19 protein-coding genes are annotated in these 23877 nt (G+C 72.5%); 6 read left to right on the top strand and 13 right to left on the bottom strand.

Annotation, left to right across the window (positions count from 1 at the left end):
• Positions 1 to 45 precede the first annotated feature (45 nt).
• On the top strand, positions 46 to 822 hold the full coding sequence (locus ES689_RS07790) for a DNA-formamidopyrimidine glycosylase family protein (RefSeq protein WP_146902552.1): 777 nt from the start codon (positions 46 to 48) through the stop codon (positions 820 to 822).
• A 525-nt stretch (positions 823 to 1347) separates the two neighbouring features.
• Positions 1348 to 2004 (top strand): peroxiredoxin-like family protein, encoded by a 657-nt coding sequence (locus ES689_RS07780; protein ID WP_146902549.1) that lies wholly within the window; start codon positions 1348 to 1350, stop codon positions 2002 to 2004.
• Positions 2005 to 2119: 115 nt separating this feature from the next.
• On the opposite strand, the gene ES689_RS07775 is transcribed toward ES689_RS07780, so the two are convergent.
• Positions 2120 to 3652: an APC family permease gene (locus tag ES689_RS07775; protein ID WP_146902546.1), complete on the bottom strand. Its 1533-nt coding sequence runs from the start codon at positions 3650 to 3652 to the stop codon at positions 2120 to 2122.
• 160 nt (positions 3653 to 3812) lie between these two features.
• Here ES689_RS07775 and ES689_RS07770 point away from each other — a divergent pair, with 160 nt between their 5' ends.
• The gene (locus tag ES689_RS07770; RefSeq protein ID WP_146902543.1) at positions 3813 to 5795 is read left to right on the top strand and encodes a PQQ-binding-like beta-propeller repeat protein; all 1983 of its coding nucleotides are present in this window, start codon (positions 3813 to 3815) and stop codon (positions 5793 to 5795) included.
• 208 nt (positions 5796 to 6003) lie between these two features.
• On the opposite strand, the gene ES689_RS15590 is transcribed toward ES689_RS07770, so the two are convergent.
• A complete protein-coding gene (locus tag ES689_RS15590; RefSeq protein ID WP_191330286.1) occupies positions 6004 to 6147 on the bottom strand; it encodes a hypothetical protein in 144 nt (47 codons plus the stop codon).
• 275 nt (positions 6148 to 6422) lie between these two features.
• On the opposite strand from ES689_RS15590, the gene ES689_RS07765 reads away from it, so the two are divergent.
• Positions 6423 to 8102 (top strand): PQQ-binding-like beta-propeller repeat protein, encoded by a 1680-nt coding sequence (locus tag ES689_RS07765; RefSeq protein WP_146902540.1) that lies wholly within the window; start codon positions 6423 to 6425, stop codon positions 8100 to 8102.
• Positions 8103 to 8141: 39 nt separating this feature from the next.
• Here the strand turns inward: ES689_RS07765 and ES689_RS07760 are convergent, their stop codons facing one another.
• The 4 genes from ES689_RS07760 to ES689_RS07745 all read right to left on the bottom strand — a co-directional run bounded on the left by ES689_RS07760 (position 8142) and on the right by ES689_RS07745 (position 14508).
• Positions 8142 to 10238: a glycosyl hydrolase gene (locus ES689_RS07760; protein ID WP_146902537.1), complete on the bottom strand. Its 2097-nt coding sequence runs from the start codon at positions 10236 to 10238 to the stop codon at positions 8142 to 8144.
• Positions 10239 to 10312: 74 nt separating this feature from the next.
• Positions 10313 to 11044, bottom strand: coding sequence for an HlyD family secretion protein (locus ES689_RS07755; protein ID WP_146902534.1), 732 nt, complete (start codon positions 11042 to 11044; stop codon positions 10313 to 10315).
• Positions 11041 to 13134 carry a glycosyltransferase family 2 protein gene (locus ES689_RS07750; RefSeq protein WP_223269478.1) on the bottom strand — a complete coding sequence of 698 codons (2094 nt, stop codon included), beginning with the start codon at positions 13132 to 13134 and terminating at the stop codon, positions 11041 to 11043. Before ES689_RS07750 ends, ES689_RS07755 begins: the two co-directional genes overlap by 4 nt.
• 462 nt (positions 13135 to 13596) lie before the next feature.
• The gene (locus ES689_RS07745) at positions 13597 to 14508 is read right to left on the bottom strand and encodes a hypothetical protein (protein WP_146902530.1); all 912 of its coding nucleotides are present in this window, start codon (positions 14506 to 14508) and stop codon (positions 13597 to 13599) included.
• 109 nt (positions 14509 to 14617) lie between these two features.
• Here ES689_RS07745 and ES689_RS07740 point away from each other — a divergent pair, with 109 nt between their 5' ends.
• Positions 14618 to 15073: a hypothetical protein gene (locus ES689_RS07740; protein ID WP_146902527.1), complete on the top strand. Its 456-nt coding sequence runs from the start codon at positions 14618 to 14620 to the stop codon at positions 15071 to 15073.
• 25 nt (positions 15074 to 15098) lie between these two features.
• Positions 15099 to 15812, top strand: coding sequence for an SDR family oxidoreductase (locus tag ES689_RS07735; protein ID WP_146902524.1), 714 nt, complete (start codon positions 15099 to 15101; stop codon positions 15810 to 15812).
• 57 nt (positions 15813 to 15869) lie between these two features.
• On the opposite strand, the gene ES689_RS07730 is transcribed toward ES689_RS07735, so the two are convergent.
• The 7 genes from ES689_RS07730 to ES689_RS07700 all read right to left on the bottom strand — a co-directional run bounded on the left by ES689_RS07730 (position 15870) and on the right by ES689_RS07700 (position 23846).
• Complete coding sequence (locus ES689_RS07730) at positions 15870 to 16802, bottom strand: hypothetical protein (RefSeq protein WP_146902521.1); 933 nt, start codon at positions 16800 to 16802, stop codon at positions 15870 to 15872.
• Positions 16803 to 17034: 232 nt separating this feature from the next.
• Entirely contained in the window at positions 17035 to 18090 is a 1056-nt protein-coding gene (locus ES689_RS07725) for a hypothetical protein (RefSeq protein ID WP_146902518.1), read from the bottom strand.
• Positions 18091 to 18254: 164 nt separating this feature from the next.
• Positions 18255 to 21794, bottom strand: coding sequence for a hypothetical protein (locus ES689_RS07720; RefSeq protein ID WP_146902515.1), 3540 nt, complete (start codon positions 21792 to 21794; stop codon positions 18255 to 18257).
• Positions 21791 to 22099 carry a WXG100 family type VII secretion target gene (locus ES689_RS07715; RefSeq protein WP_146902512.1) on the bottom strand — a complete coding sequence of 103 codons (309 nt, stop codon included), beginning with the start codon at positions 22097 to 22099 and terminating at the stop codon, positions 21791 to 21793. Before ES689_RS07715 ends, ES689_RS07720 begins: the two co-directional genes overlap by 4 nt.
• The gene (locus ES689_RS07710; protein ID WP_146902508.1) at positions 22096 to 22491 is read right to left on the bottom strand and encodes a WXG100 family type VII secretion target; all 396 of its coding nucleotides are present in this window, start codon (positions 22489 to 22491) and stop codon (positions 22096 to 22098) included. The genes ES689_RS07715 and ES689_RS07710 overlap by 4 nt, the downstream gene beginning before the upstream one ends.
• Before the next feature lie 65 nt (positions 22492 to 22556).
• Positions 22557 to 22850 carry a WXG100 family type VII secretion target gene (locus ES689_RS07705; protein ID WP_158614657.1) on the bottom strand — a complete coding sequence of 98 codons (294 nt, stop codon included), beginning with the start codon at positions 22848 to 22850 and terminating at the stop codon, positions 22557 to 22559.
• Between the two features lie 153 nt (positions 22851 to 23003).
• Entirely contained in the window at positions 23004 to 23846 is an 843-nt protein-coding gene (locus ES689_RS07700) for a hypothetical protein (protein ID WP_146902505.1), read from the bottom strand.
• Between the last annotated feature and the right edge of the window lie 31 nt (positions 23847 to 23877).

Here is a 23877-nt window from a genome sequence, read left to right as displayed (position 1 = left end):
CCGCACCCGCACCCGCACCCACACCGACCAGGAGGAGCCCCCACCGTGCCCGAGGGAGACACCGTCTACCGCTCCGCCAAGAACCTCGACGCCGTGCTGCACGGCCAGGTGCTGACGGCGACCGACTTCCGCGTCCCGGCGTTCGCCACGGTCGACCTCAGCGGCGAGGTGGTCGACGACGTGATCGCCCGCGGCAAGCACCTCCTGCACCACATCGGCGACCACACGCTGCACACGCACCTCAAGATGGAGGGCTCGTGGCACGTCTACAAGCACGGCACGAAGTGGCGGCGGCCCGCGTACCAGGCCCGGGTCGTGCTCGAGACGGAGGAGTGGGTCACCGTCGGCTTCGACCTCGGCATCGTCGAGCTCGTCGCCCGTGACCCCGACGACAGCGTCACCGCGTACCTCGGCCCCGACCTGCTCGGCCCCGACTGGGACGCGGCGCTGGCCCTGAGCAACCTCGAGGCCGACCTCGGGCGCGAGGTCGGGCTCGCCCTGCTCGACCAGCGCGTGCTCGCCGGGCTCGGCAACGTCTACCGGGCCGAGGTCTGCTTCCTGCGCGGGGTGCTGCCGACCCGTCCTGTCGGCGAGGTCGAGAACCGCCCGAAGATGATCGACCTCGCGCACCGGCTCATCGTCGCGAACAAGGACAGGATCGAGCGCACGACCACGGGCAACCTCCGCGGCACCACCGACTGGGTCTACGGGCGAGCGGGCAAGCCCTGCCTCCGCTGCGGCACGAAGATCGTCCGGGGAGAGCTCGGCGAGTCGGAGCTCGAGCTGCGCGACACCTACTGGTGCCCGCACTGCCAGAGCTGACGCACCTCCTCCGCGATCGCCCTGTCGCCCCTCCTCATTCAGGAACTTCCGTCCTGAGCTGCGCGAGGGAGGGACTCGGAGTCCTGGACCGTGCACAGGTCAGGAGAGCCGGGCCGCGTGTTCCTGAGTTGTGCGTCGCCGCCGATGCCGACCTGGCTCGCGCCGCACCGGCACCGGCACCGGCAGCGGCAGCGGCAGCGGCTGCGGCTGCGGCTGCGGCTGCGGCAGCGGCAGCGGCTGCGGCTGCCACCCTGCTCTGCGCACCGCGCACCGTGCTCCGCGCTCCGCTCCTCTTTCAGGAATCTGGGGCCTGAATGGTGCGAACGCAGGACTCTGAGTCCTGAACGGTGCACGATTCAGGAGGCCCAGGCCAGCCGATCCTGAATTGCGCGCGCCTCCTCGGCGACGACCACACGCGCGTTCGTGACGAACCGTGACGTGCCCGGAGCCGATGCCGAGGAGGTGCCCCTACAGTCGCACGCACCCGGCCCGCACCCGACGCGCGGCCTCACCGAGGAGCACGCCATGACGACCGACATCGCCACGCAGGTCAGCACGTTCAACGAGGGCTTCACGGCCCAGATCGGCCCCGAGCTCAGCGCCGTCTTCGACGCCGAGCAGCGCAGCCTCCGCGAGGCCGGAGTCCCCGAGGACGCGATCGCGGTCGGCGACCAGGTCGTGGACGCCACGCTGCTCACCCCGGCGGGCGATGAGGTCTCCCTCGCCGAGACGATCGGCGAGTCGGCCGCGGTGCTCGTCTTCTACCGCGGCGCCTGGTGCCCGTACTGCAACCTGACCCTGAAGACCTACCAGGAGGAGCTGCTCCCGACCCTGCGCGACCGCGGCGTCGCCCTGGTCGCCGTCAGCCCGCAGACCCCCGAGGGCAGCGACCTCGCCACGACGAACGGCTCGCTCGAGTTCCCCGTGCTGTCCGACCCGGGCAACGTCCTCAGCCGCGCACTCGGCATCGTGACCGAGCCCACCGCCGACGCCCGGGCGGCCCACGGCCAGCTCGGCTTCGACGTCGCCGACAGCAACGCGGACTCGACGGGCGACATCCCGTTCCCGACGGTGCTCGTCGTCGACCGCGACGGACGGGTCGTCTTCGCCGACGTCCACGTCGACTACACGACCCGCACGGAGGTCGCCGAGATCGTCGCCGCCCTCGACCAGCTGAGCTGACCCGGGCGAGCGAGAACCTTCGCCACAGCGACAAACCGACGCGGGCTATCGCGTTGGTTTGTCGCTTTCGCGGAGCTACGCGCACGCACGCACGCACGCGGGCAGCCAGCGCACCCTACGGGCGGGGCGCCTCCTGCAGCTCGGCCGCCTGCTCACGCCCGACGCGCGAGTGGCGCCGTCCGTACGCGAAGTACACGACCACGCCGATCGCGAGCCACACGGCGAACCGCGCCCAGGTGAGCGTCGTCAGGTTGAGCATCAGCCAGATGCAGAGCACCGCCGACACGATCGGCAGGAACGGCACGAGCGGCACGCGGAAGGCACGCGGCAGGTCCGAGCGGGTGCGGCGCAGCACGATCACGCCGATGCTGACCAGCACGAACGCCGACAGGGTGCCGATGTTGATCATCTCCTCGAGCACGCCGACGTCGGTCAGCCCGGCGATCAGGGCGACGACGACGCCCGCGAGCACCTGGACGCGCACGGGCGTGCCGCGCTTCGCGGAGGTCTTCGAGAGGCCGCGGGGCAGCAGCCCGTCGCGGCTCATCGAGAACACGATGCGGGCGAGGCCGAGCAGCAGCACCATGATCACGGTGGTGAGGCCGATCAGGGCCCCGACGGCGATGACCTTCGCGGCCCAGTCGATGCCGACGAGCTCGAAGGCGGTCGCGAGGTTCGGCGTCTCGCTGGCCGCGAGGTCGCGGTACGACACCATGCCGGTCAGCACGACGGCGACGAGCACGTAGAGCAGCGTCACGATGCCGAGGCCGAGGAAGATGCCGCGCGGCATGGTCTTCTGCGGGTCCTTGACCTCTTCGGCGCTGGTGGCGACGATGTCGAAGCCGATGAAGGCGAAGAAGACGAGGGAGGCGCCGGCCAGCAGGCCGAAGACGCCGTACTGGGCCGGGGCGGCCCCGCTGAGGAACGAGAACAGCGACTGCGTCCAGGCGTCGGTCGAGCCCTCGCCGGTGCGCGGCTGCGACTCGGGGATGAACGGCGAGTAGTTCGACGCCTTGACGAAGAAGAAGCCGACGACGATCACGAACAGCACGATGCCGACCTTGATCACGGTGAAGACGCTGCCGACCCGCGAGCTCAGCTGCGTCCCGAGCACGAGCAGCACCGTGAAGACCGCGACGATCAGGAACGGCCCCCAGCTCAGCTCGACCGGTCCGAGCGCGACGGTGTCGGGCAGCGGCACGCCGAACTGCTCGAACACGGTGCTGAGGTAGATGCCCCAGTACTTGGCGAGGACGGCCGCGCCGGTGAGGGTCTCGAGGATCAGGTCCCAGCCGATGATCCACGCGAGGAACTCGCCCATCGTCGCGTAGGTGAAGGTGTACGCGCTGCCGGCCACGGGGATCGTCGAGGCGAACTCGGCGTAGCACATGATCGCGAGGCCGCAGGTGACGGCCGCCAGGATGAACGAGATGATCACGCCGGGCCCGGCGAAGTTCGCGGCGGCGTTGGCGCCGACCGAGAAGATGCCCGCGCCGACGGCGACGGCGATGCCCATCAGCGTGAGGTCGGCGGTGCCGAGCGAGCGCTTCAGCTTGCTCTCGCCCTCGAGCGAGTCGGCGATCGACGACTCGACGGACTTGGTGCGCATCAGGCCGCGGCGGGCGCTCGGCGGCGGGGTGGTCGCCATGGGTGACTCCTCGGTGGGCGGACGCGGCCCCCGACCGGGGGCGACGCGCCAGCATACTGCGGCCCGTGCACGCGCGCGAGGCAGGGCGGGGCTCTCACGAGGCACCGTCGAGGAGGCGCGGGCCGGGCCGGACGACCAGGTCCCGACCTAGCATGGAGACGTGCGGGACGACGACGATCAGCCCTGGCGCCCGGCGACTCCCGCCCGTGCGACGGCCGTGTGGGAGGCGGTGCCGGCGCGGTCCGAGCACGGCGACCGGCCCCGCGACCGGCCCGGCACCGGCACCGGCACCGATCCCGCCGCGGGCACCGACGCGGGCGTCGACCCCGGCCCCGGGACGGCGGACCCGGCCGCCTCGACGGCCGACCGCGGACGCGCGCCGAGCCGCGCCTCCTCGGCCCTGAACCGCGCCGCACGTGCCGTGGCCCTCCGCTGGCGGCAGATGCCCCCGACGCGACGGGTGCTCGGCGTGCTCGGCGGGACGGCCCTCGTCGCCGCGCTCGTGACGGTGGGGGGCGTCGCGGCGGAGCCCGTCTACGCACCCGTCGCCCGGGCCTCGTTCGAGGTCGACGACCTCCGGACGGCGCCCATGACGACGGCGTGGAGCACCGACCTGCGAACGGCCCTCGCCCCCGGTGCGGAGGCGGACTGCGTCGGCTTCGACGGGAGCACGCGGGTCGGCACCGACGACGTCCTCGTCACGACCTCGGCGCAGGGCTACGTGCCCGACTCCGGCTGCGAGGACGCTCCCGGCCGGCTGGCCCGTCTCGACGCCCGCACCGGGGAGGTGCTCTGGGTCGTCGACGTGGCCGCGGCGGTCGGCATCGACGCGATCGGGCTGCAGGTGAGCGTCGACCCGATGACCGGGGACGCCTTGGTCGCGGTGCAGTCGATCGTCGGATCGGGCCTCGCCCGGGTCGACACGGAGACCGGGGAGGTGCGGGAGGTGCTGCGCGGACCGGCGGGCGACGGCGCGGCCGGCGAGGTGGACGAGTCCGACGGATCGGACGGGTCGGCCGGGTCGGCCACGGAAGGCACCGCGGACGGGAGCGACGCCGGCTACGACCCCGAGGGCTCCGGCCCGTCCACCGAGACCGGCACCGACACCGAGACCGGCACCGACACCGACACCGACACCGTCCTCCAGGTCGAGGGCCTCAGCAGCACCGCCGTGGTCGTCTCCGAGCAGCCCGTCGACCGCTTCTCGGACGGCGGGGCCGCCGTCGCGCAGGGCGGCCGCTCGCTCTACCGCCTCTACCGCGCCGACGACCTGTCCGCGCCGACCTGGACCGGCGACGCCGGCGCCGGCCTCAGCGTGCGGCTCGTCGGCGACCTGCTCGTGATCGACGTGGGCGACGAGCCGCTCCTCGTCGACGCCCGCACGGGCGCGGTCGAGCCGTTGCCGGGCGGCCTGCGCAACGTCGAGTCCTGGGCGGCCTCGCTCGGCGGCGTCGTGCTCAGCGGCCGTGCCGACGGCGACCCCACGATGGTCTCCCTCGACTCGGACGGCGTGCTGCGCTGGTCGATCCGTCTCCCGTCGACGAGCTACCCGTCGGTGACGGACGCGTGCATCTCGATCACCGTCCCCGGCGGCGAGGTCACCTGCCTCGACCCCCGCACCGGCGACCAGCTCTGGAGCCGCACGCTCGTGGCCCCGGGAGACGGCGAGGGCAGCGACGGCGAGGGCAGCGACGGCGACGGCAGCGGCGAGCGCGACGGGGGCGAGGGCAGCGGGGGCGCCGAGGCCGAGCAGGTGCAGGCGTACTTCGGCACTGCGACCGACGACGTGCTGGCGGCGGTCGTCGACGCGGACGAGCAGGGCGACCCGAGCGGTCTGGACCGAGGCAAGGAGGTGCACGCCCTGGCCGCGCGCTCCGGCGACGAGAGGTGGGTGACGCAGCTGCCGGTCGCCTCCTACGTCATCGCCACCTCGCGGACGACCGGCTACGCGGCGACGTTCTTCCCGAGCGGCCGGGACACCCCCACCCTGATCGCCTTCGACCTGGCCGACGGCCGCAGCCTGTGGACGATCGAGCTCTCGTCGGGCTCGTTCACGTCGGCGTTCTGGGGGCCGACGCTCGTGCGCGTCGACCCCGACGGGGTCGTGCACGGCCTGACGACCGGCGTCGAGCTCGCCGGCTGAGCTGCGGCAGCGGCCTCACCTGCCGGGCTGATCCGTTCCGGACGATCTGACGCGATCCAGCGCGTCATCTCGTCCGGAACGCGTCACGACCCGCAGGAGGCGCGGGCCAGTTCCCGCGGACGAGCAGCGGACCGTGCCCCTCAGTTCCCGCGCACGAGCAGCGGACCGTGCCCGTCAGTTCCCGCGGACGAGCAGCGGACCGTGCCCGTCAGTTCCCGCGGACGAGCAGCGGGAAGACGAAGACGGCGAAGAGGAAGAAGGCCGCGGTCACGGCGAAGACCACGTAGGTGCTGCGGCCGACAGGGTCCTGGCCGGCGGCCTGGCGGCGGCGCATGACCCTGCGGCGGTACATGACCTGCATCACGATGAGGACGACCGCCGCGACGGCGAGGATCGAGATGACCAGGGCTTCGATGAGGGAGTCCTCCGGGCTGGGCGGCGGTGATCGGGCCGGACCAGCTTACCGGCGGGCGGTTCCGGGCACGCCGAGAGACATCCGTCGCCGGGCGGCCGCAGCTCCGGGCTCCACGGGGCCGCACAGCGCGGACCACGCTCGGATCCGAGAGGGATCCGCGCGAGGGCAGCAGCCGTACCATCGGCGGAGGCGCGCGAGAGGGGACGAGCACCGTGACGGATCACGAGGAGGCAGGCCCCCACGACGCCCGGTCCGACCACGGTCGTCCGGACGGCGACGCGCACGTCGGCGACGCCCGGCCGGGCGGACGAGGAGGCGGCCTGCGGGCGCGCTGGCACCGCGCCTCCTCGGGTCGGCGAGCGGGCACGGCCGCCGCGGCGGGCGTCGTCGCGGCCGCCCTCGTCGTCGGTGCGGGGCTGGCCTCGCAGCCCCGGTACCCGGTGGGACGTCCCGCGGACGGGCTCGTCGTCGACGAGCTGCGGAACGCGCCCTCCGCCGGGGGCTGGCGGATCGAGCCCGCCGACCTCGGCGTCCCCGCGGTGCAGCCGGGCTGCCTGGACGTCCGCGTGCTGGCGCGCGCGGGCGACGACGTGCTCGTCGTGACGACCACGCAGCTCGACGCCGAGAGTCCGGGGTGCCTCGACGAGGACGCCCGCGGCGACCGGATCGCCCGGGTCGACCCGCGCTCGGGCGCAGTGCTCTGGAGCACGCCGACCTCCGACGTGAGCGACGTCGTCTCGCCCGCGCAGCTCGGCGCGTGGGTCGACGACGACGTGTCGACGGCCGTCGTCGGGAACGCGACGGCAGAGCTCGGCTCGGGCAGCGCCGTGGTCGCGCGGCTCGACCTGGCGACGGGCCTCGTGCTGGAGAGGCGCACGTCGCCGGACGGCCCGGTCACCGTGCTCGAGGCCGACGACGACTGGGTCCTGGTCGAGACGCGGGCGGGCGGGGGCGGCGACCGGGGCACGGGCTTCGTCGACGGTCCCGCCCGCACCCGTGTCGCGACGATGCCGCGCGACGAGATCGCCAGGTCGACCTGGCAGGCGGACCTCGGCACCGTGGGGCGTGCCCAGCTCGTCGACGGTCGCGTGCTCGTCGTCACGGCGGGGGCGGCGTCGCTCGTCGACCCGGCGACCGGCACCTCGCGTGAGTGGGGCGAGGCGTGGGGCCGCGGCACGTCGAGCGTCGTCGACGGCGACCGCGTCTTCGTCGACCTGCAGGCCGACGGCGACGACGGGTTCCCGGTCGAGCGCGTCGCGTACGCGGCCGAGGGCCGCCGGGTCTGGAGCCGCGGCTTCGACCCTGACCGGCCGCCGGTCGTGGCGGGAGGCTGCGTCGTCTTCGTCGACGCCGGCTCCGTCACCTGCGTCGAGCGCGACACGGGCGACGAGCGCTGGTCGGTGCCGTCCGGCGGCGCCGACGGCTCGCTGCCGCTCGTGCTGGCGACGCCTCCCGGGCAGGGCGGCGGCGACGTCCTGCTGCAGACCGGCGTCGCGGGGAGACCGTCGCGCAGCTCGGGCTCGACGGGGCCGCGACGAGAGCTGATCGTGCTCGAGGCCGCCACGGGTGCGGAGCGGACGCGGATCTCGGCTCCCCTCGAGGCGACCGCCGTGGCCGCGTCGCGCACCGTGCTCTACGTGTCCTCGCCCGGCCGCTACGGCCTGGCCGACGGCGCGGTCGGCCAGGCCGTCCTCGCCTACGACCTCGCCGACGGCCGCGAGCTCTGGCGGCTCGTCCCCGGCCAGGGCGGGGCCACGGACGAGGAGGCGCGCGCGGCCGACTCCGCCGCCGCCGGCACCGGAGACGTGCAGCTCTGGGGCGGCTCCCTCGTCGCGGTCGGCGACGACGGCGTCGTCACGCGGCTCGTCGACGACACCCGCGTCGCGGGCTGACGGCCGCCGGCCGGGAGCACGAGGAACCGCGCTCCGCCGCTAGCCGCGTGCCTGCGCGGCCAGCATCCACGCCATCGCGTACGAGCGCGAGTTGCCGTCGTCGATGCTCGTGTCGGGCAGTGCGGCGAGCGTCGCCAGCGCCGACGCGGCCGCGTCCTTCCCGGCCAGCGCCGAGTACATCAGGACGTAGTCCGCGAGCGGCCCGTCGAAGCCGTCAGGCGCCGCCTCCGCGACGAACGCGTCGACCTGCTCCGCGCCTCCTGCGGCCTCGGATGTGAGGTAGTCGACCGACGTCGGGCTCAGCGGGATCAGCTGGATGCCCGCGATGGCCGACGGCTCGGCCGAGAACCAGGTGCCGTAGTCGCGCTTGCCGCCCCAGTTGAGCGACACCACGCGATGGTCGAAGGTCGTCGCCCCGGCAGAGTCGGCAGCGCCGGCGACGCCGGCGGCAGTGTCAGCACGGAACACCGGGTCGCTGAGGTCGGGGGCCACGAAGTAGGCGAGGGCGGCCTGCGACTCGGCGCTCAGCATCCAGCTGGCCTCGGCGCCGAGTGCCTCGTCGCCCGTCGCCGACGCCCAGAGCGAGAGCCCTGCGTAGGCGCCCACCGCCTCCGACGACGACTCCTGGTTGTTGCCGTCGACGAAGGGCGCGTACCCGCTCGCCCAGCTGTGCGACCAGAACGGGTCGAACGCGCGGCGGTCGGGGAACGACCCGTTCTGCGAGCCCGACGCGATGTCGGCGGCGAGCAGGTCCATCACGGGCTGCCAGCCCTCGGCGAGCGAAGGATCGTCGGCGGCCATGACGCCGGCCGCGTAGAGGAAGTAGCCGTAGTGGAAGTAGTGGTCGTTGAACTCCTCCGAGCCGAACGACGGCGCCTTGCCGACGACGCCCCCCACCGCGGGGTCGTAGACGAAGCACTCCTGGTCGCGCGACTCGCAGCCGTCGGGCCGGGTCCAGAGGTCGAGCTGGTCGACGATCCGCTCCTTCAGGTCGGCCGCCGCCTCCTGGTCGTCGAGCTGCACGGCGAGCTGCCAGAGCATCGACGCCCGGTAGAGCGCCTTGCCGCCGTAGTAGGTGTCGGCCGGGAAGGCCTGCGTGAGGCTGACGTCGGCGTCGAGCTGGTCACGCACGGAGGCGCGCTCGGCGTCGCTCAGCCCGCTCAGGTCGAGGGCCGCAGAGGCCGTCGTGGTCGGCGCCGAGAACGCCAGGCCGGTGCCGATCGAGAGGGGCACGGTGCCGTAGACGGTCGGGTAGGTGAGACCGGTGTCGGTGCCGCCCGCCGCGGGGCCGGAGTCGCCCTGGTGCGGGGCCGCCACGACGAGGGCGTCGCCGCCGGCCGCGGTCGCGTAGCCGAGCTCGGTGGTCTGCTGCTGCTGGTCGCCGCTGCCGCTCGTGCCGTACGTGGTGGTGACGCCGGTCAGCGGCGACGTCGCCGCGTCGAGCACCTGCGCGGCCTGGTCGGAGGAGGCGCCGGCCGGGACGGAGACGAGCACGAGCGAGCCGCCCTCGTCCAGTGCCATGGAGGACGCGTCGACGTCGAGGGTGCCGCCGGTGACGACGACCCCCCACGTGGCGTCGCCGACCTCGACCGTGGCACGGCCGTCGCCGGCGGCCCGGAACGTGCCGTCGCCGAGCACCGAGAGAGCGTCGGTCTGCGAAGTCGCCGCGGTGTACGACACCGTGGGCGAGCCCTCGGCGATCGTCGTGTGGCCGAGCACCGTGTCGCCGTCGCGGTGCTCGAGGGTCACCGACACGTCGTCGTAGCCGCTGACGACGGAGTCGGACGAGCCGAGGTCGACGGAGACGTCGGTGAGGGCAGGCCCGACGATCGCCGTGGCGGAGGGCACCGGGGCCGGCTGGCCGGCGGCGAAGCCGTCGTCGGTCAGCTGGAACGAGATGGGGAACGGGAAGACCGGCATCGGCTCGTCGCCGAACACCAGGCCGGAGAACCAGCGGTTCGTCGGCGGCAGGAGGCCGTCGGCGAGGCGCGTCGTCGGCGCCTCGCCGACCGACTCCTGCGGGAGGGCCGCGACGAGCGGGTCGATCCGGGAGGCCGGCAGCACGTCGCCCGCGCGCCCGCCGTGGGTCGCGTCGACCCCGGCGTCGTCACGGTCGCCGCTCGTGCACGCCGTCACGACGAGCACCAGCGTGAGGGCCGCGCCGACCCCGGCGAGGAGGCGTGCAGGGCCCCTGCTGCCGCGGACGATCCTCAGACCCCGATCTGGCGCAGGAAGCCCTGGACCGAGTCGACGGGCCCGGCGAGGATGCCGTCGTCGCGGAGGTGCATGGTGGCCTCGACGGGCGTGCCGCTCGAGACGAGGCCGTTGTACGCGCCCTCCGTGAGGTCGTCGCTGACGACGCGGACCGTCGCGGCTGCCTCGCCCTCCTTGGTCTCGACGCTCACGAGGTCGACGTTCCCCGTGACGACCACCTGGTTCGGCAGCATCACGTCGACGACCGCGCCGTCCTGGATGCGCTCGTAGTCGCGGGGCGTGAGGGTGTAGTCGGCGGTGACGAACAGCGTGCCGGAGCGCTCGATGGTGGCCACGGCCGTGCCGGAGCCGAGGAACCCGCCCTCACGGACGTCGAGCTGCGAGAGGCGCCCGTCGACCGTCGCGAGGAACGTCATGGTGCCGTCCGCCGACACCGTGTAGGCGTCGGTGCTGGGCACGGCGACGTCGTCGGCGAGGTCCTTCTGCAACGTGAGGCTCTGCAGCGAGAAGAGGGGGTCGCCCTTGGCGACCACGTCGCCGACCTCCGCGTCGGTCGAGGTGACCGTGCCGCTGTAGTCGGTTCCGACGACGAAGTCCTGGCTGGCGATCGCCGCGCTGGTGCTGATCACCTGCGCCTGGCGCTGGGTGAAGATCACGGTGAACACGGCCACGAGGGCCAGGACCACGAGGATCCCCACGGTCATCTTGATGCGGTTGGCCCAGGTCACGAGTCCACCTTCTCTCTTGCGTCGAGATCTCTTGCGTCGAAGTCGGATCGGCCCACGGCCGACGACGGGTCGTGCTGGCGGGCGCCGTGGTCACGCTGGTCGTCCTCGACGGCCAGACGCGCCTCCAGCAGCTGACGGCGGTCCTGGTCGCGGCGCGCCTGGGCGGCCGCCTCGTCGGACATCGCCAGGAGCTCCTCGTGGCTGCGGGGCAGGGGGCGCGCCACCTGGGTGCGCAGCTCCGGCGTCGGCTGCCCGACCGTCGTCACCGCAGCGATCGGAGCGCCGACGGTGGTCCGCGCGCTCGAGCCGGAACGAGCGGCCCGCTTGATCGCCCGTGCCTCGCGCAGGGCGGCCAGGAGGAACCCGCTGAGCACGGCGGTGTTGATCAGGTTCCACACGGTCGCCAGGGTCAGCACGCGGTTGTCCCAGTCCCGCCAGATCGCGACGAGGGAGGTGAGCGAGAGGAACACCCAGAACAGCACCTGCGGCACGATCACGTTGAAGGGGCTCGAGGCGGCCTTGCCGCCCGTCACGTTCCAGGCGGTGTCCTTGCCGCTGAGCACGTTCCAGAGCGCCTTGACGTAGATCGGGAACGACACCGACGCGAGCATCAGCACCTCCCAGCGGAACGACCCCAGCGTGAAGAAGGCGAGCGCGATCTGCAGCAGGTAGAAGCCGGAGTAGAACAACAGCCACTGCAGCACCGAGATGTGCAGGTTCATCGGCCGGAGGTCGAAGAAGATCTCCATCGGCGGCACCATGATCAGCAGCAGGGGCGCGATGCCCGTCAGGTAGTGCGTCGCGGTCAGCATGTACTGGAACCGCTGGTCCATCGTGAGGTTGCGGCGGGGGCTCAGCGGGTTGTGGCGGAAGAGGATCTCGAAGCCGCCCGTCGCCCAGCGCAGCTGCTGCTTGCTGTAGGCCTCGATCGTCTCGGGAGCGTCGCCGACCGCGAGGGTCAACGGGATGTAGATCGAGCGCCAGCCGGCCTCGTGCAGGAACAGGCTCGTCCAGACGTCCTCCGACTTCGAGTCGGTGTCGATGCCGCCCACGTCGTCGACGGCGGCGCGACGGAAGATGACGTTCGTGCCGACGCAGAACGCGGCGTTGAAGCGGTTGCGGCCCGGCTGGATGAACCGGTAGAAGACGGCCTGCATGTAGCCGGCGCCGCGGCTGACCAAGCTGACGAGGTTGCCGTACGACTGGGGGGTCTGCACGAAGGCGACCTTCTCGTCGACGAAGAACGGCACGGTCTCGTGCAGGAACATCGGCCTCGGCACGAAGTCAGCGTCGAAGATCGCGAAGTAGTCGCCCTTGGCCACCGTCAGCGCGTGGTTCACGTTGCCGGCCTTCGCGCCGTTGCTGCTGAGACGACGGATGTAGCGGGCCCCGAGGGTGCCCGCCAGGTCACGGACCTCGTCGCTCCGACCGTCGTCGAGCACCCAGGTGCGGTGCTCGCCCTGCAGGGCGATCGCGGCCTGGACCGTCATGGCGATCTTGGACAGCTCCTCGCCGTACACGGTGATGAAGACGTCGACCGTCTTCCGCTCGCCGTCGACCACGATCGGCCACAGGTGCGGCTGGTCGCGCACGCCGAGCCGGTCGATCTCGGCCTCGTCGTACAGTGTGTCCTGGGTCGAGTGGAAGTCGAAGTCCCGGGGGTTCTGCCCCCCGGAGAGGATCGTCCACATCGAGAGGAGGGCCTGCACGACGAGCACGGCCTCGGCGACGATGACCGCCGCGTACGGGAGCAGGTCGCCGCGGTTCGCCGGGTTCAGCAGGAACTGCCCGTACAGCAGGATGCCGAGGGTGCAGGCGAGCACGAGCAGCACCATGAACGGCGAGTGGGCCCGCCCCTCGGTGCGCGCGACGATCGTCGCGTGGTGGTCGCTGGAGAGGCGCTGGCTCGCCTCGGGACGACCCGCCCGTGCGTCGCCGAGGGTTGCTAGGTGCCTCAGCTCGCGGCGCGAGCGAGGTGCCTCGGCGACGACGGGGCGCAGCGGCCAGGACCCTTCGGGGGATCCCTCCGACGCATCGGGTCGTACGGGGTGGACGGCGTCGCTGGTGCTGCCGCGCATGGTTCGGGACATGCGAGTGCTTCTCTCCTGGTTCGGGACTACGGAGATCCCGGACGGCAGAGAACAGCAGCTGTGGCCTGCAGACGTCCGGGGAGGGCGTCGGCAGCTGTGGCGACATGTGCGTGCAGTCGGCGGCCTGGGTGTGAGCCGGCGACGGCGGTGATCGGAGGAGGGGGCCTCCGCGGCACGTCCTCTCGGACGGGCCTGTCGGGTGCGCCCGGTGGGTGGCCGGGCTGCGGGTGATGCGGTGGTGCTGGTGGAACAGCCGTCGTGTGGGCCTTTCGGGGGACCTCGCGGCGACTGGTCAGAACGATACAGGCTGACCCCTGAACAGGTTGTCACCCGTTCGGGGGGTCGTACCCCTCTTCAGGGGCACATGCCGCTCGGACCCCGCGTGGTTGCAGGCCTCGCACCCGGAGACATCGCCCGTCGTGTCACCCAGGCGAGGGACAGTCTCACCCGGGGTGCCCAGGATCAGGCGCCGACGTCGCGGACCCAGCGCGCCAGGAACTCCGCCCCGGCCTCGTCGTGGATCAGCCCCGACGCGCTGGTGAGCACCGGGTACTCGGTGGGCGGGACCCCGTCGGCCGGCCGCACGTCGACGTGGGCGACGTCGTGGCCGTTCGCGTGCAGCCAGTCGGCCATGGCGTAGTCGCTGCGCGAGTCGCCCACGGTGCGCCAGGCCAGGGGCAGCTCGCCGTCCTCGGCCAGGAGCTCGAGGGCGCGCTCGGCGCCGAGGTCCTTGCCGAGCCGGACCGACTCGATGTCCGTCGAGATGATGGTCGGGTCGACGCGCCACTGCACCTCGCCGCGGGCGTCGCGACGTTCGTCGTCGAGTCGCCGGACGCCGGCACCTCGCCGGACGAGCGCCTCCATCGCCTTCTCGTCGAAGTCGCGCTGGCGGGCCAGGTACACGGCCGACTCGACGGTCGTGAGCTGCTCGATCGAGACCATCGCGCGCTTGGTGTGGTCGAAGAAGACCAGGTCGGCGAACTCGGCCGTGACGAGCTCGTCCATCTCGGCGGCGAAGTCGGCGGGCATCGCCAGGTCGGAGTCGACCTGCACCTCGCTCATGCCGTCGGGGCCGTGCTCGGGCCCGATCGAGAACCACGACGCGCCCTTCTCGCAGATGCCGTGCACCCGGGCGCCGGCGGGCAGGCCCGCCGAGATCATCGGACCCACGACCTCGTCGCGGATGAACGCGTCGGACCGGCCCGTGTTGAAGACCACCGGGATGCCCGCCGCGGCGAGGGCGACCAGGTCGCGAGTGATCTGGGGCAGGGCGATGCTGCGGCTGACCGGGCTGGCGATCGGCCCGTCGACGTCGAGGAGGAGGCCGAGGAGCGGAGGCGTCGTGGAGGCGGTGGTCGAGGAGGCGGTGGTCACCCGCCCATCCTCGCAGTCGCCGCGGTCGTCGCGCCCTCGACCGCGCGGAGGACCCGCCCGTCCGCACCGGGTGGGAGGATGGGAGGCCCAGACCCCGAAGGAGATTTCCGTGCCGCAGCTGCCCGCACCCGTGATCGCGGCGCTCGAGGCCTTCGCTGCGCCCGACGCCCGCGACGCCGTCCAGAGCCTCGCCCACGAGGCCGCCGAGGGCGCCGACGCCCCTCGTGAGCGCCTCGCCGCCCTGCTCGAGTCGGTCGAGTGGGTCGACATGGGCGTCGTGCACGCCATGGCTCCCGAGCTGCGCGACCCCGAGGGCGTGCGCCGACTGCTCTCCGCGATGGGCGCCGACGGGCGCTGTGCGGTGCTCTCGGCCAGCGGCTCCGAGGACGACCGCGACCTCGGCGGAGCGCTCGACCAGGTGCTGCAGCAGCAGTCCGGCGGGGCTCTGGTGGTCTGCCGGCCGGGGCCGCTCGCGTTCCTGGTGACCGCCTCCGGTGAGCGCTGGCTGCTCAGCGACCGTGAGCTGCCGCAGCTCACGGGTCCGCTGCCGATCATCCGCAGCTGACCTCGCGACGGGCCAGACTGAGGGCATGGACAGCAGCACGAACGCCCGGGGCCGCGACACGTCACGCCCGATCGCCCTCGTCACCGGGGCCACCCGCGGCATCGGCCTGGCGATCGCCCGCGATCTGTCGCGGACGCACCACGTCGTGGTGCACGGCCGGGACGAGGAGGCGCTGGTCGCCCTCGCCGGGTCGCTCCCGTCGGCCTCGCCCTGGGTCGCGGACCTCGCGGGGTCGCCCTTCGAGGCGCCCGCGCTCGACCGGCTCGACGTCGTCGTGCACGCCGCGGGCGTGATCGGCGGCGGGGCGGTCGAGGGCACGAGCCGTGACGACTGGCGCCGCGTGTTCGAGGTCAACGTCTTCGCCGTCGCCGAGCTGACCCGGCAGCTGCTGCCCGCCCTCCGCGCCGCGCAGGGCACCGTCGTGGCCGTCAACAGCGGCTCGGGCTTCACCGCCGGCCCGGGCGGCAGCACCTACGCCGCGAGCAAGTTCGCTCTGCGGGCGCTCACCGACTCGCTGCGCGAGGAGGAGCGGCGGCACGGCGTCCGCGTCAGCTCGGTGCACCCGGGCCGCGTCGACACCGACATGCAGCACGAGCTGGTCGAGAGCGAGGGCGGCGTCTACGACGTGGCGCTCTACCTCGAGCCGCAGTCGGTGGCCGACGCCGTCCGCCTCGTCGTGGACCTGCCTCACGGCGCCACGGCCGAGGTCGTGTCGGTGCGGCCTACCCGTCGGGCCTGACCGCGCTGCGCGCCTGGTCGCCCAGGGCGCCGGTCAGGGCGCCGGTCAGGGTGCCGGTCAGTCCTCCGGGAGCGCAGGCCACTCGGGCAGCTGCGTCTGCCGGACCGTCGCCTCCTCGAGGAGGTGTCCCGGCAGCTCGGCCTCGTAGACCCCGGCGTCGGTCGTGACCAGCTGCAGCCCCTCGGCGAGGTCGGCGTCGTGGTCGGTGTACGAGCCGCTGAGCTGCAGGCCGGTGGCGGTCGGGTACTGGTCGGTGATCCGGTAGCCGAGGCCGTTCCAGCGCGTGCGGACGTCCAGCTCGAAGTACTCCTGCACGTCGGCGACGTCGATGGTGCGCGACCAGACCATCGGGGTGGTCGGCGTCCAGCCGTCGGCCTCGGCCTGGTCGTCCTGACGGACCGCGATCGCCCGCGTGCCCCCGTCGATGAGGTCGGCGATGTAGACCTCGCCGTCGTCCCAGCGGGCGAGGCCGCCGACGAAGCGGCTGACGAGGCGCGGCTGGCGCTCTCGCAGCTCCTCGATGCCGTCCGCGTAGATCCAGCCCCAGGCGGCAGAGTGGAAGTACGCGAGGTGGGTGCTCGTGCCGTCGGCGGCGATGCGGTGCAGCTCGGCACCGGCAGGCACACGGCGGTGCGGGAGCCACGAGAGCGGGATGACGTGGTCGGGGTCGTCGACGAACCCGTCGCCGCGGAACGGCGCCCGGTCGAGGAACGGCCCGCCGGTCACGTTCTGCGTGGCGCGGTCGGGCCCGCCCGTGGCCTTCTCGAGGAGCAGGTTCGCCGTGCCCTCGAAGCGCAGCACGTCGATGTGCGGCATGTCGGCCGAGAACGGAGTGGCGGGGAAGTCGAGGCCGTGCGCCGTGATCAGCTCACGCGGCGTCCGCGCGTGGCCCACGGCTCCCCACGGCACCACGAACCCGGCTACCCGGTCGTGGTCGTGGTCGTGGTACGCCGCGCTGGTCTGCGGTGTCACGGCTTTCTGCAGGATCATCTGCGCCCCTCCGAGGTCGTGCGGCGACGGCGCTGGTTCGCCGCGTGCCAGGACAAGGATGGCACAGGAGGCGCGGGCCGCGGAGGCACCTCCGTGGAGGCGGTGACGAGTGAGGCAGGGACCGAGCGGACTCCGCAGTCCAGCGACCACCGGTGGTCCGCGGTGTCGATCGGCACAGGCGTCTCCGCCCGGAGATCGACGGTCGATGCCGTCCCGCGCGCTCCGCCACCAGTCATCCCTCGTCGACGACTGTGGACTCGACACCGTCGAGGTGGTCACGCCGCACTTGAGCCGTCCACCCTCCACCCGCAGCGGGACGCGGGACGACCGTGAAGCCGTCGGAGAGGAGCACCTGCGGACCAGGATCACCGGCTCCCCTCACCAGGAGCACGCGTCCGTCTGTCATGGGGTCCCACGGCCGAACGAGTTCGACCTCCGTGCCGGCCAGCCACGCGGTCGTCCGGACGGAGACCCGGTCGAGCACGTCGCCGTCGGGCACGCTCCTCGCCCCGCCGCTCAGCGACCATGCGTAGTCCTCATCATCGACGGGCACAGGCGATGCCCCGTGAACGGTCGTCCACCCCGACGCCCGCGACGGCCGGGGGCCGTGGCCGCCGTCGGACCCCGCGAGCGAACGCAAGAGCCCTTCGACCCGCCCGTAGTGCCCTTGCAGCAGCGGAAGTTCGTCGGTCGTCGTCCAGGCACGGGAGAAGAGCAGCGGACCGTCGACCTCGCCCGTCGGAACCCAGCCCAGGTAGCGGCTCGCGATCCCACCGAGAAGTCGCACGTAGGCGAGACCGTCGGCGCCTGTTCGAGATCGACGTGACGCCACCCACAGGCGCCCCTCTCGCTCGGCCAAGATCTCGACCTCTCGCCCCGCCGCCGTCCCGAGCCCGTGGATCCATCGCCTCGTCAGCCCTGGGGCGAGTGCCGTGACCGATCCGTCCGGGTGCTGAACGGCAGGACCCGATCCAGCATCCGGGAGCGGGACGCACTCGAGCGAGGCCGCCGGTCCGAACTGGTCTGCTCCACGGCCAGGCGTCGCGACCAGGGCCCCCGCTCTGGCTCGGGCAGTCGACCCGTCGTGGAGCAGCGTGTCCGAGACCGAGTCGATGGCCACCACATCGCCGAGCTCATCCGTCGCCAGGCTGAAGGAACCGTCGTCGGCGACGTGCTCCACGCCCCGCGGCGGGGCAGTTCCGTCCCAGACATAGCCGCGCAGGACGTACCGGGTGGATGACCCGGCCGCTATCGACACCTCGTGGCCGAACAACCACCCGTTCGTCACGGTCGAGACGACCTCGGCGCCTGCAGCGGGGACGGAGACGACCTCGCGACTGTCGGGATCGACGACGGAGACGACCCCGTCCCGGATCAGTCCCGGATTGACGTGACCCCCTCGCGCGACCACCGCACCGTCCAGGCGGACAGCAACTCCGGTGGGCACCGGCCTCAGAGGACTGTCCATCGACCGGCTTCCAGGACTGCGAACACGTGCTGCGTGCCGTCGGCGCTGTATCTCCAGATCTCCGCGCCCTCCCGAAGCGGTCCTGACCGCTCACCGTAGGCAAGGGTCGTCTCTGGCGTGTAGTGGCCACGTTGCCCGGCCCACCCGTTCCCCCGGAAAGGATCCTGCTTCTCCGACTTGAGCGCCTTGTCGAAGTAGTACGCGTCGGACGGAGTCTGTATGACCCCGCGGTTGTTCTCCACGAGGACGCGGCGTTCCTTCATCGACATGCTGTCCCAGCCACTGTCGGGGGCGAGCCTGCTCATGGTGCTCAGGATGCGGAGCGGCTGCATCGTGTCCACGGTCCTCGTGTCCCAGTCCGGGTCGGGGCCGAGCTCGAAGCGCACCGCGTAGCGCTCGTCCGACGAGATGTCGAAGGACGACACCTGCCCTTCGCGCGGAACGTAGCCGAGGCCGAGCTTCTGGAAGACCAGACGAGGAGTCATGAAGTGCCGGTTCGACGCTCCCGTCATGTGGGCGAATCTGGCTATGAACCCGGTCACGCCGTCCTGGACGGGCTGCGCACCGGCCAGCTGGGACAGGACCGACGCGTCAGGGAGGACCTTCTGGAGGACTGAACCGGGTCCGATGTCGGGCAGCGACTCGCGGATCTCGATCAGCGTCGTCATCTCGTGAGACGAGAGCTTCAGGATCGGCTTGCTGACCAGGCGACGGAAGGACCGACGATCGAGGCCGTGTCTCGAGAGCTCGGCGTCCAGCGCCTGTCGGTAGGCGCGAGCCTCGCTCTCGACGAGGGACTCGGGGTAGTGAGGCAGGCGACCGGACGACGAGCCCGGGGCGCTGCCGGTGGGCGTCGCCGGGCCTGCGTCCGAGTCGTGCCCGCCCCGCGACGAGGCATCCCCGACGGCCGCGGCATCACCTCCCGCTCGGCGGGGACGCGCGACGTCCACAGCAGCGTGGCCGGCTCGGTCCGAGATCGGGACCCCGGACGTTCCCAGGGGTGTCGGCCTGGCCATGAGGAGGGTCGCGCCCGCAGCCGAGGCCGCACCGACTGCGGCCGGCGGCGCATCGGCGATGCTGTCCCCGTGCGAGCTCGGGCTGCCGTCGGCGCCCGAGGACGCAGCGGCGTCGGCCGTCGTCGCGTGCTCGCCGAGGGTCGCGTCGTCCCGTGTGCTCGAGGGGACGTCGACGGGGGTGCCGTCGGTCGTCGACTCGGGAGTCGCCGACGTCGCCGACGCCGAGGCGTCCGGCGACGCCGTGGCCTCGGGAGAGGCCGCCACGGTGTCGCCCTGGGGCGGTGCGTGGGCGGCCACGGCCTCCGCGTGCGCCGCGACGTCGGCGTCGATCGCCGAGCGCACGTCCGCGAGCTGCGAGTCCGTCGGGATGGCCGAGGCGTCGCCGGTCGACTCCGGGCTGATGCCCAGCTCGTCGGCGGTCACGAGGTCCGTGTCGATCGAGGAGGCGCTGGTCGCGTCCGCATCGGACGAGACGGCCTCCGAGGTGGTCGCCTCGCCGGACGACGTCTCCGTGACGGCTCCCTCGGGCGTGGAGGAGTCCGGCGTGGTGGCGGCATCGGGCGTGACGGTCGAGTCCGGTGTCGCCGACGACTCGGGAGTGGCCGTGAGATCAGGAGCGGTCGATGTATCCGGAGTGGTCGACGACTCGGACGTCGAGGTCGAGTCCGACGGCGAGCTGTCGGACGCCGACGACTCGGGCGAGGCCGACACGGTGGTCGCCTCCGGGGTGGTGCTGTCGGTCGATGCCGCCTGGCTCGTGCCGTCGCCGGACGAAGCGGCCTCGGGGAGCGACGTGGTGTCGACGTCGGCGACGTCCGTGCGGACGGGACCGGCGCCTCCTGCGCTGCTCGTGCCTCCGCCCGCACCAGAGCCCGCCACCGCTGCGGGGGCGTCGACGCCGGTGGACACGGAGGCGCCCGCGCCGACCGCGGGCCCGCCTGCGGCCGCGGGACCCGCAGGCGCGGGCGAAGGAGAACCGTTCGTCTCCGAGGCGGTGGTCGGTGAGGCGACGTCCGCCTCGCCCCCGCGATCGAACAGGCCCCCTCCGTCTTCCGCGTCGGCCCGGCGGTCGGCCAGGAACTCGGGGGAGACGTTCTCGCCGTCGCGCCCGGCGAGAGCCGCGTCGGCGTCGAAGCCGAGGCCGGTGCCTCCGCGGGCGTCGATGGCCGCTCCGACCGCGTGACCACCGCCTCCCATGGCCGTGCCCGCACCCATGCCGAAGAGGGCCGCGAGGCCGACGTTGAACTCCTCGCCTCTCATCGCCGCCTCAGTCCCGCCGCCGGCGACACCACCGGCCGCCCCCTCGACGGCGCCCTTCGCAGCCTCGGTGGTCGTGGCGCGGAAGAACGTGGGCTGCACGGCGTGGCGGCCGGCACGTCGACCGAAGGCTGCCGCGAACCCCGCACCCACGCCGCCGCCGGCGACGCCGCCGACTACACCGCCCGCAAGGGTGGCGAGCAGCGAATCGGGCGTGATCGCTTCGCCGTTCCGCGTCGAGACGATGACGGACGACGCGCTGCCGCTGATGGTCCCCTTGACGACCTCGGCCCCGAAACGCCAGTGCATCGGCCCGTGCTCGAGCTTGCGCAGCACGCTCGACGCCCTCAGGAACTTGTCGGCCGGGATGCGGTTGATGATCTTGAGCTTGCGGATCAGGTCGGCGATCTTGACGACCCATCTCGCGATGGTCGTGGTGGCCTTCGCGGCGCCCGCGAGGGCGCCGACGCCGAACGTGACGAACGAGAGAGCGACCGAGATGCCGATGTCGATGGCCAGCTCGATGGCGAGGCTCTCGAGCATGCTCCGGATCTCGGCCCAGGTGTCGTCGATGTTCTGGGCCAGGTCGTTCAGTGCCGTCTCGTTGCCCGCTGCGGCCTCGGAGACATCGCCCATCATCTCCTGGAGCGCGGTGCGCACGTCGAGGGCGACGCCGCTCTGCGGCACGTCGGCCGCGGCGAGCTCGACGAGGCTGCTGCCCAGGCGCATGCTCGCCTGATCGAGATCACTGGCGAACGAGCCCCAGGCCACAGCTGCTGCTTCCAGCTTGTCCGTATCACCCCGAGGGAAGACCACGCCGACCGCGTAGAGGGCACCCTCGATCAACTCTCCGAGTTCTCCGAGTCCGCCGGGGAGGGGATTCGCTCCGAGAGCGGATGGAGGCACCTCGGCGGACGGAGTCGTGCCGCTCGGGATCTCGATGCCGCTGGTGCCGGGCTTGCCTGCCCCCGTGAGCTCCGCCTCCTTGTAGGCCGCGCCGGTGCCCGCCAGCAGCCCGTCGAAGCTGCGGAGGAACGACGTGATGGCGGCGGTGCCGTTGGCGCACGCCTTGGCCGAGTCGTCGTAGTCCGGGCTCCAGTCCTCGGCGAGCTCGTCGTCGCCGGCCATGCCTGCCGACCCGCTCAGGGAGCTGGAGAGGCTCGTCCAGGCGGCGGTGACGTCGGACGCGATGGTCGACATCTCGCTGCCGTCGGTGACGAGCCCGAACGCGTTCAGCCTGACGGTGGTCACGGCAGCTGCCCCCTGAATTCGTTCCACTGCGTGTCGAGCTGCTCGACGGCCGACTCGTAGGCGGTGTGCGCGGTCGTGGCCTGCTGGTGCAGGGCCTCGGCGGACTGCGTCAGCGCCTCGGCGCCGGCGGCCCACTGCTCGAAGCTGCCGAGGAACGCCGCCATCGCGGGGCCCTGCCAGTCGTTCGGCAGCATGTAGGCGAAGGTGCTCGCGCCCTGCTTGAGGGCGTCGCAGTACTCGGTGAGCGACTGCATCTGGTCGACGAGCTGCTGCAGCGTCGTCGTGTCGGCCTGCTGCTCGCTCATCGGGGGTCCTCCCCGGCGGGGGGCGACTGCTGGTCGGCGGGGACGGCCTCGCTGAGCCCGGCCGACGCGGCGGCGGGGCGGACGGCCATCGCCCCGGCGCTCTCGGAGAACCCGCCGCTCAGGCCGGACTCGGTGCTGCCGTAGCCGCCCTCGGCAGCCTGCAGGCGCCCCGCGAGGCTCGAGAGCACGGTGCGCAACGCGGTCGCGCCGGCCTGGAACTCCTGCCAGTTCTTCTCGAAGAGGGTGGCGTCCTCGCCCTCCCACGACGAGTCGACGACGCTGCGCACGACGGACCCTGTCTCGGCGACGTGCGCGTCGAACGTGCTCACGACCGACTGGAGGAGGTTCGCGACCTCGCCCAGCGATTCTGTCCTGACCCGGTACTGGACCATGTGACTCCCCCTACGCCGTCACCGCCGCCGGCTGGTGAGCAGGCGGCGTCGACGGCGGATGACTGCTAGCCGCGGAACGTGCCCGAGATCGAGTTCTCGGATTCCTCGTACGAGAGGGCGGCCTGGCTCAGCAGCTCGCTGATGCCCTGCAGGCTCTCCTTGAGCTGGATCGCCGACTGGTCCCACTGCGAGTAGAGCTCCTGGAACGACTGCGACGCCGCACCCGACCAGTCGCCGCCGACGAGGCCGTCGACGAGGGACTTGAGGTTCTGCAGCTGCGACTCGATCGACTGTGATCCCGAGGACAGCTGGTTCGAGACGCCTGACAGTGAATCGGACGTGACGCGGATGTCGGCCATGGTTCTTCCTCCTGAACGCTCGTGTACACGGGACGCACCGGTGGTGTCGCCCCCGTGTCCCCCCTTGGACGAGGCACACAACTCCGGCAGCATAGCGACGATCCGTCATGCTGTCAGGGCGAGCTTAGGGCGGGGCAGAACGATCCGTCCAGATCAGGTCCGCGACTGTCCCCCGGTCGAGTCGGCACCCGTGCCCGCGGCCGTGGCGTCGACGCCCGAGTAGTCGAACACGTTCGAGATGCGCATCATGTGCTCCGCGAACCGGGTCGCGTCGTCGTCCAACCGGGTGGGGATGCCGCGTCCCTCACATTGCACGGTCAGGGCGAGGCCGAGCCTCGGCATCGCCGACGGATCGCTCGTGTCCGTCGCACTCTCGAGCGCGAACGAGATCACCCCGAACTGAGGCCCGTCGTGATGGGCCCACGTCTGCACGACCCCGCGGTGCGACCGTCGCGCGATGCGCCTCCGGAGTGCCTTCCCGTCGGGCAGCACCACGTTGGCGGACACGCTGTTCGAGCCGTTCTTCGCCGCGAAGCGCGCCGCAGCGCCTTGCAGACCGCGGGAGGCGCGGAGCGCGTCGACCTTCTTGTGGTCGTCCACGAGGAACACCCCGAGCACCTCCGACCAGGCGATGGTGCCGATGCCCTGCACGGGCGTGTGCAGTCCCTCGTCGGAGACGCCGAGGGTGAAGCCCGGCACGCCGCCCGACTGGGCCATGAGCATGGCACGCGTGCGCAGGGCCATGAGGGCATAGATCGCCATGACGACGGCGAGCACCCCACCGAGCACCAACGGCCCGAGGCGCCCCCACCACACGAGCACGGCGACGAGCACGACGGCCGCGTCGATCGTGACCACGGCGGTGACGACGTTGCGACGGACGATCGCGTTCCAGCGCTCGGGCAGATAGTGCACGTCGTAGCGCTCACCGCGGGCGAAGAAGTCCCTCCAGGATTGATGGCGACGCTCTTCCTCAGGCGTCTTCGCCCGGCTCATGCCGTCGACTTCACTGCGGCCGGCACGGTCC

Source organism: Frigoribacterium sp. ACAM 257 (assembly GCF_007954365.1).
GTDB lineage: Bacteria > Actinomycetota > Actinomycetes > Actinomycetales > Microbacteriaceae > Frigoribacterium.
Note: the sequence above shows the minus strand (reverse complement) of the source record. Positions and strands in the feature narration are given on the sequence as shown.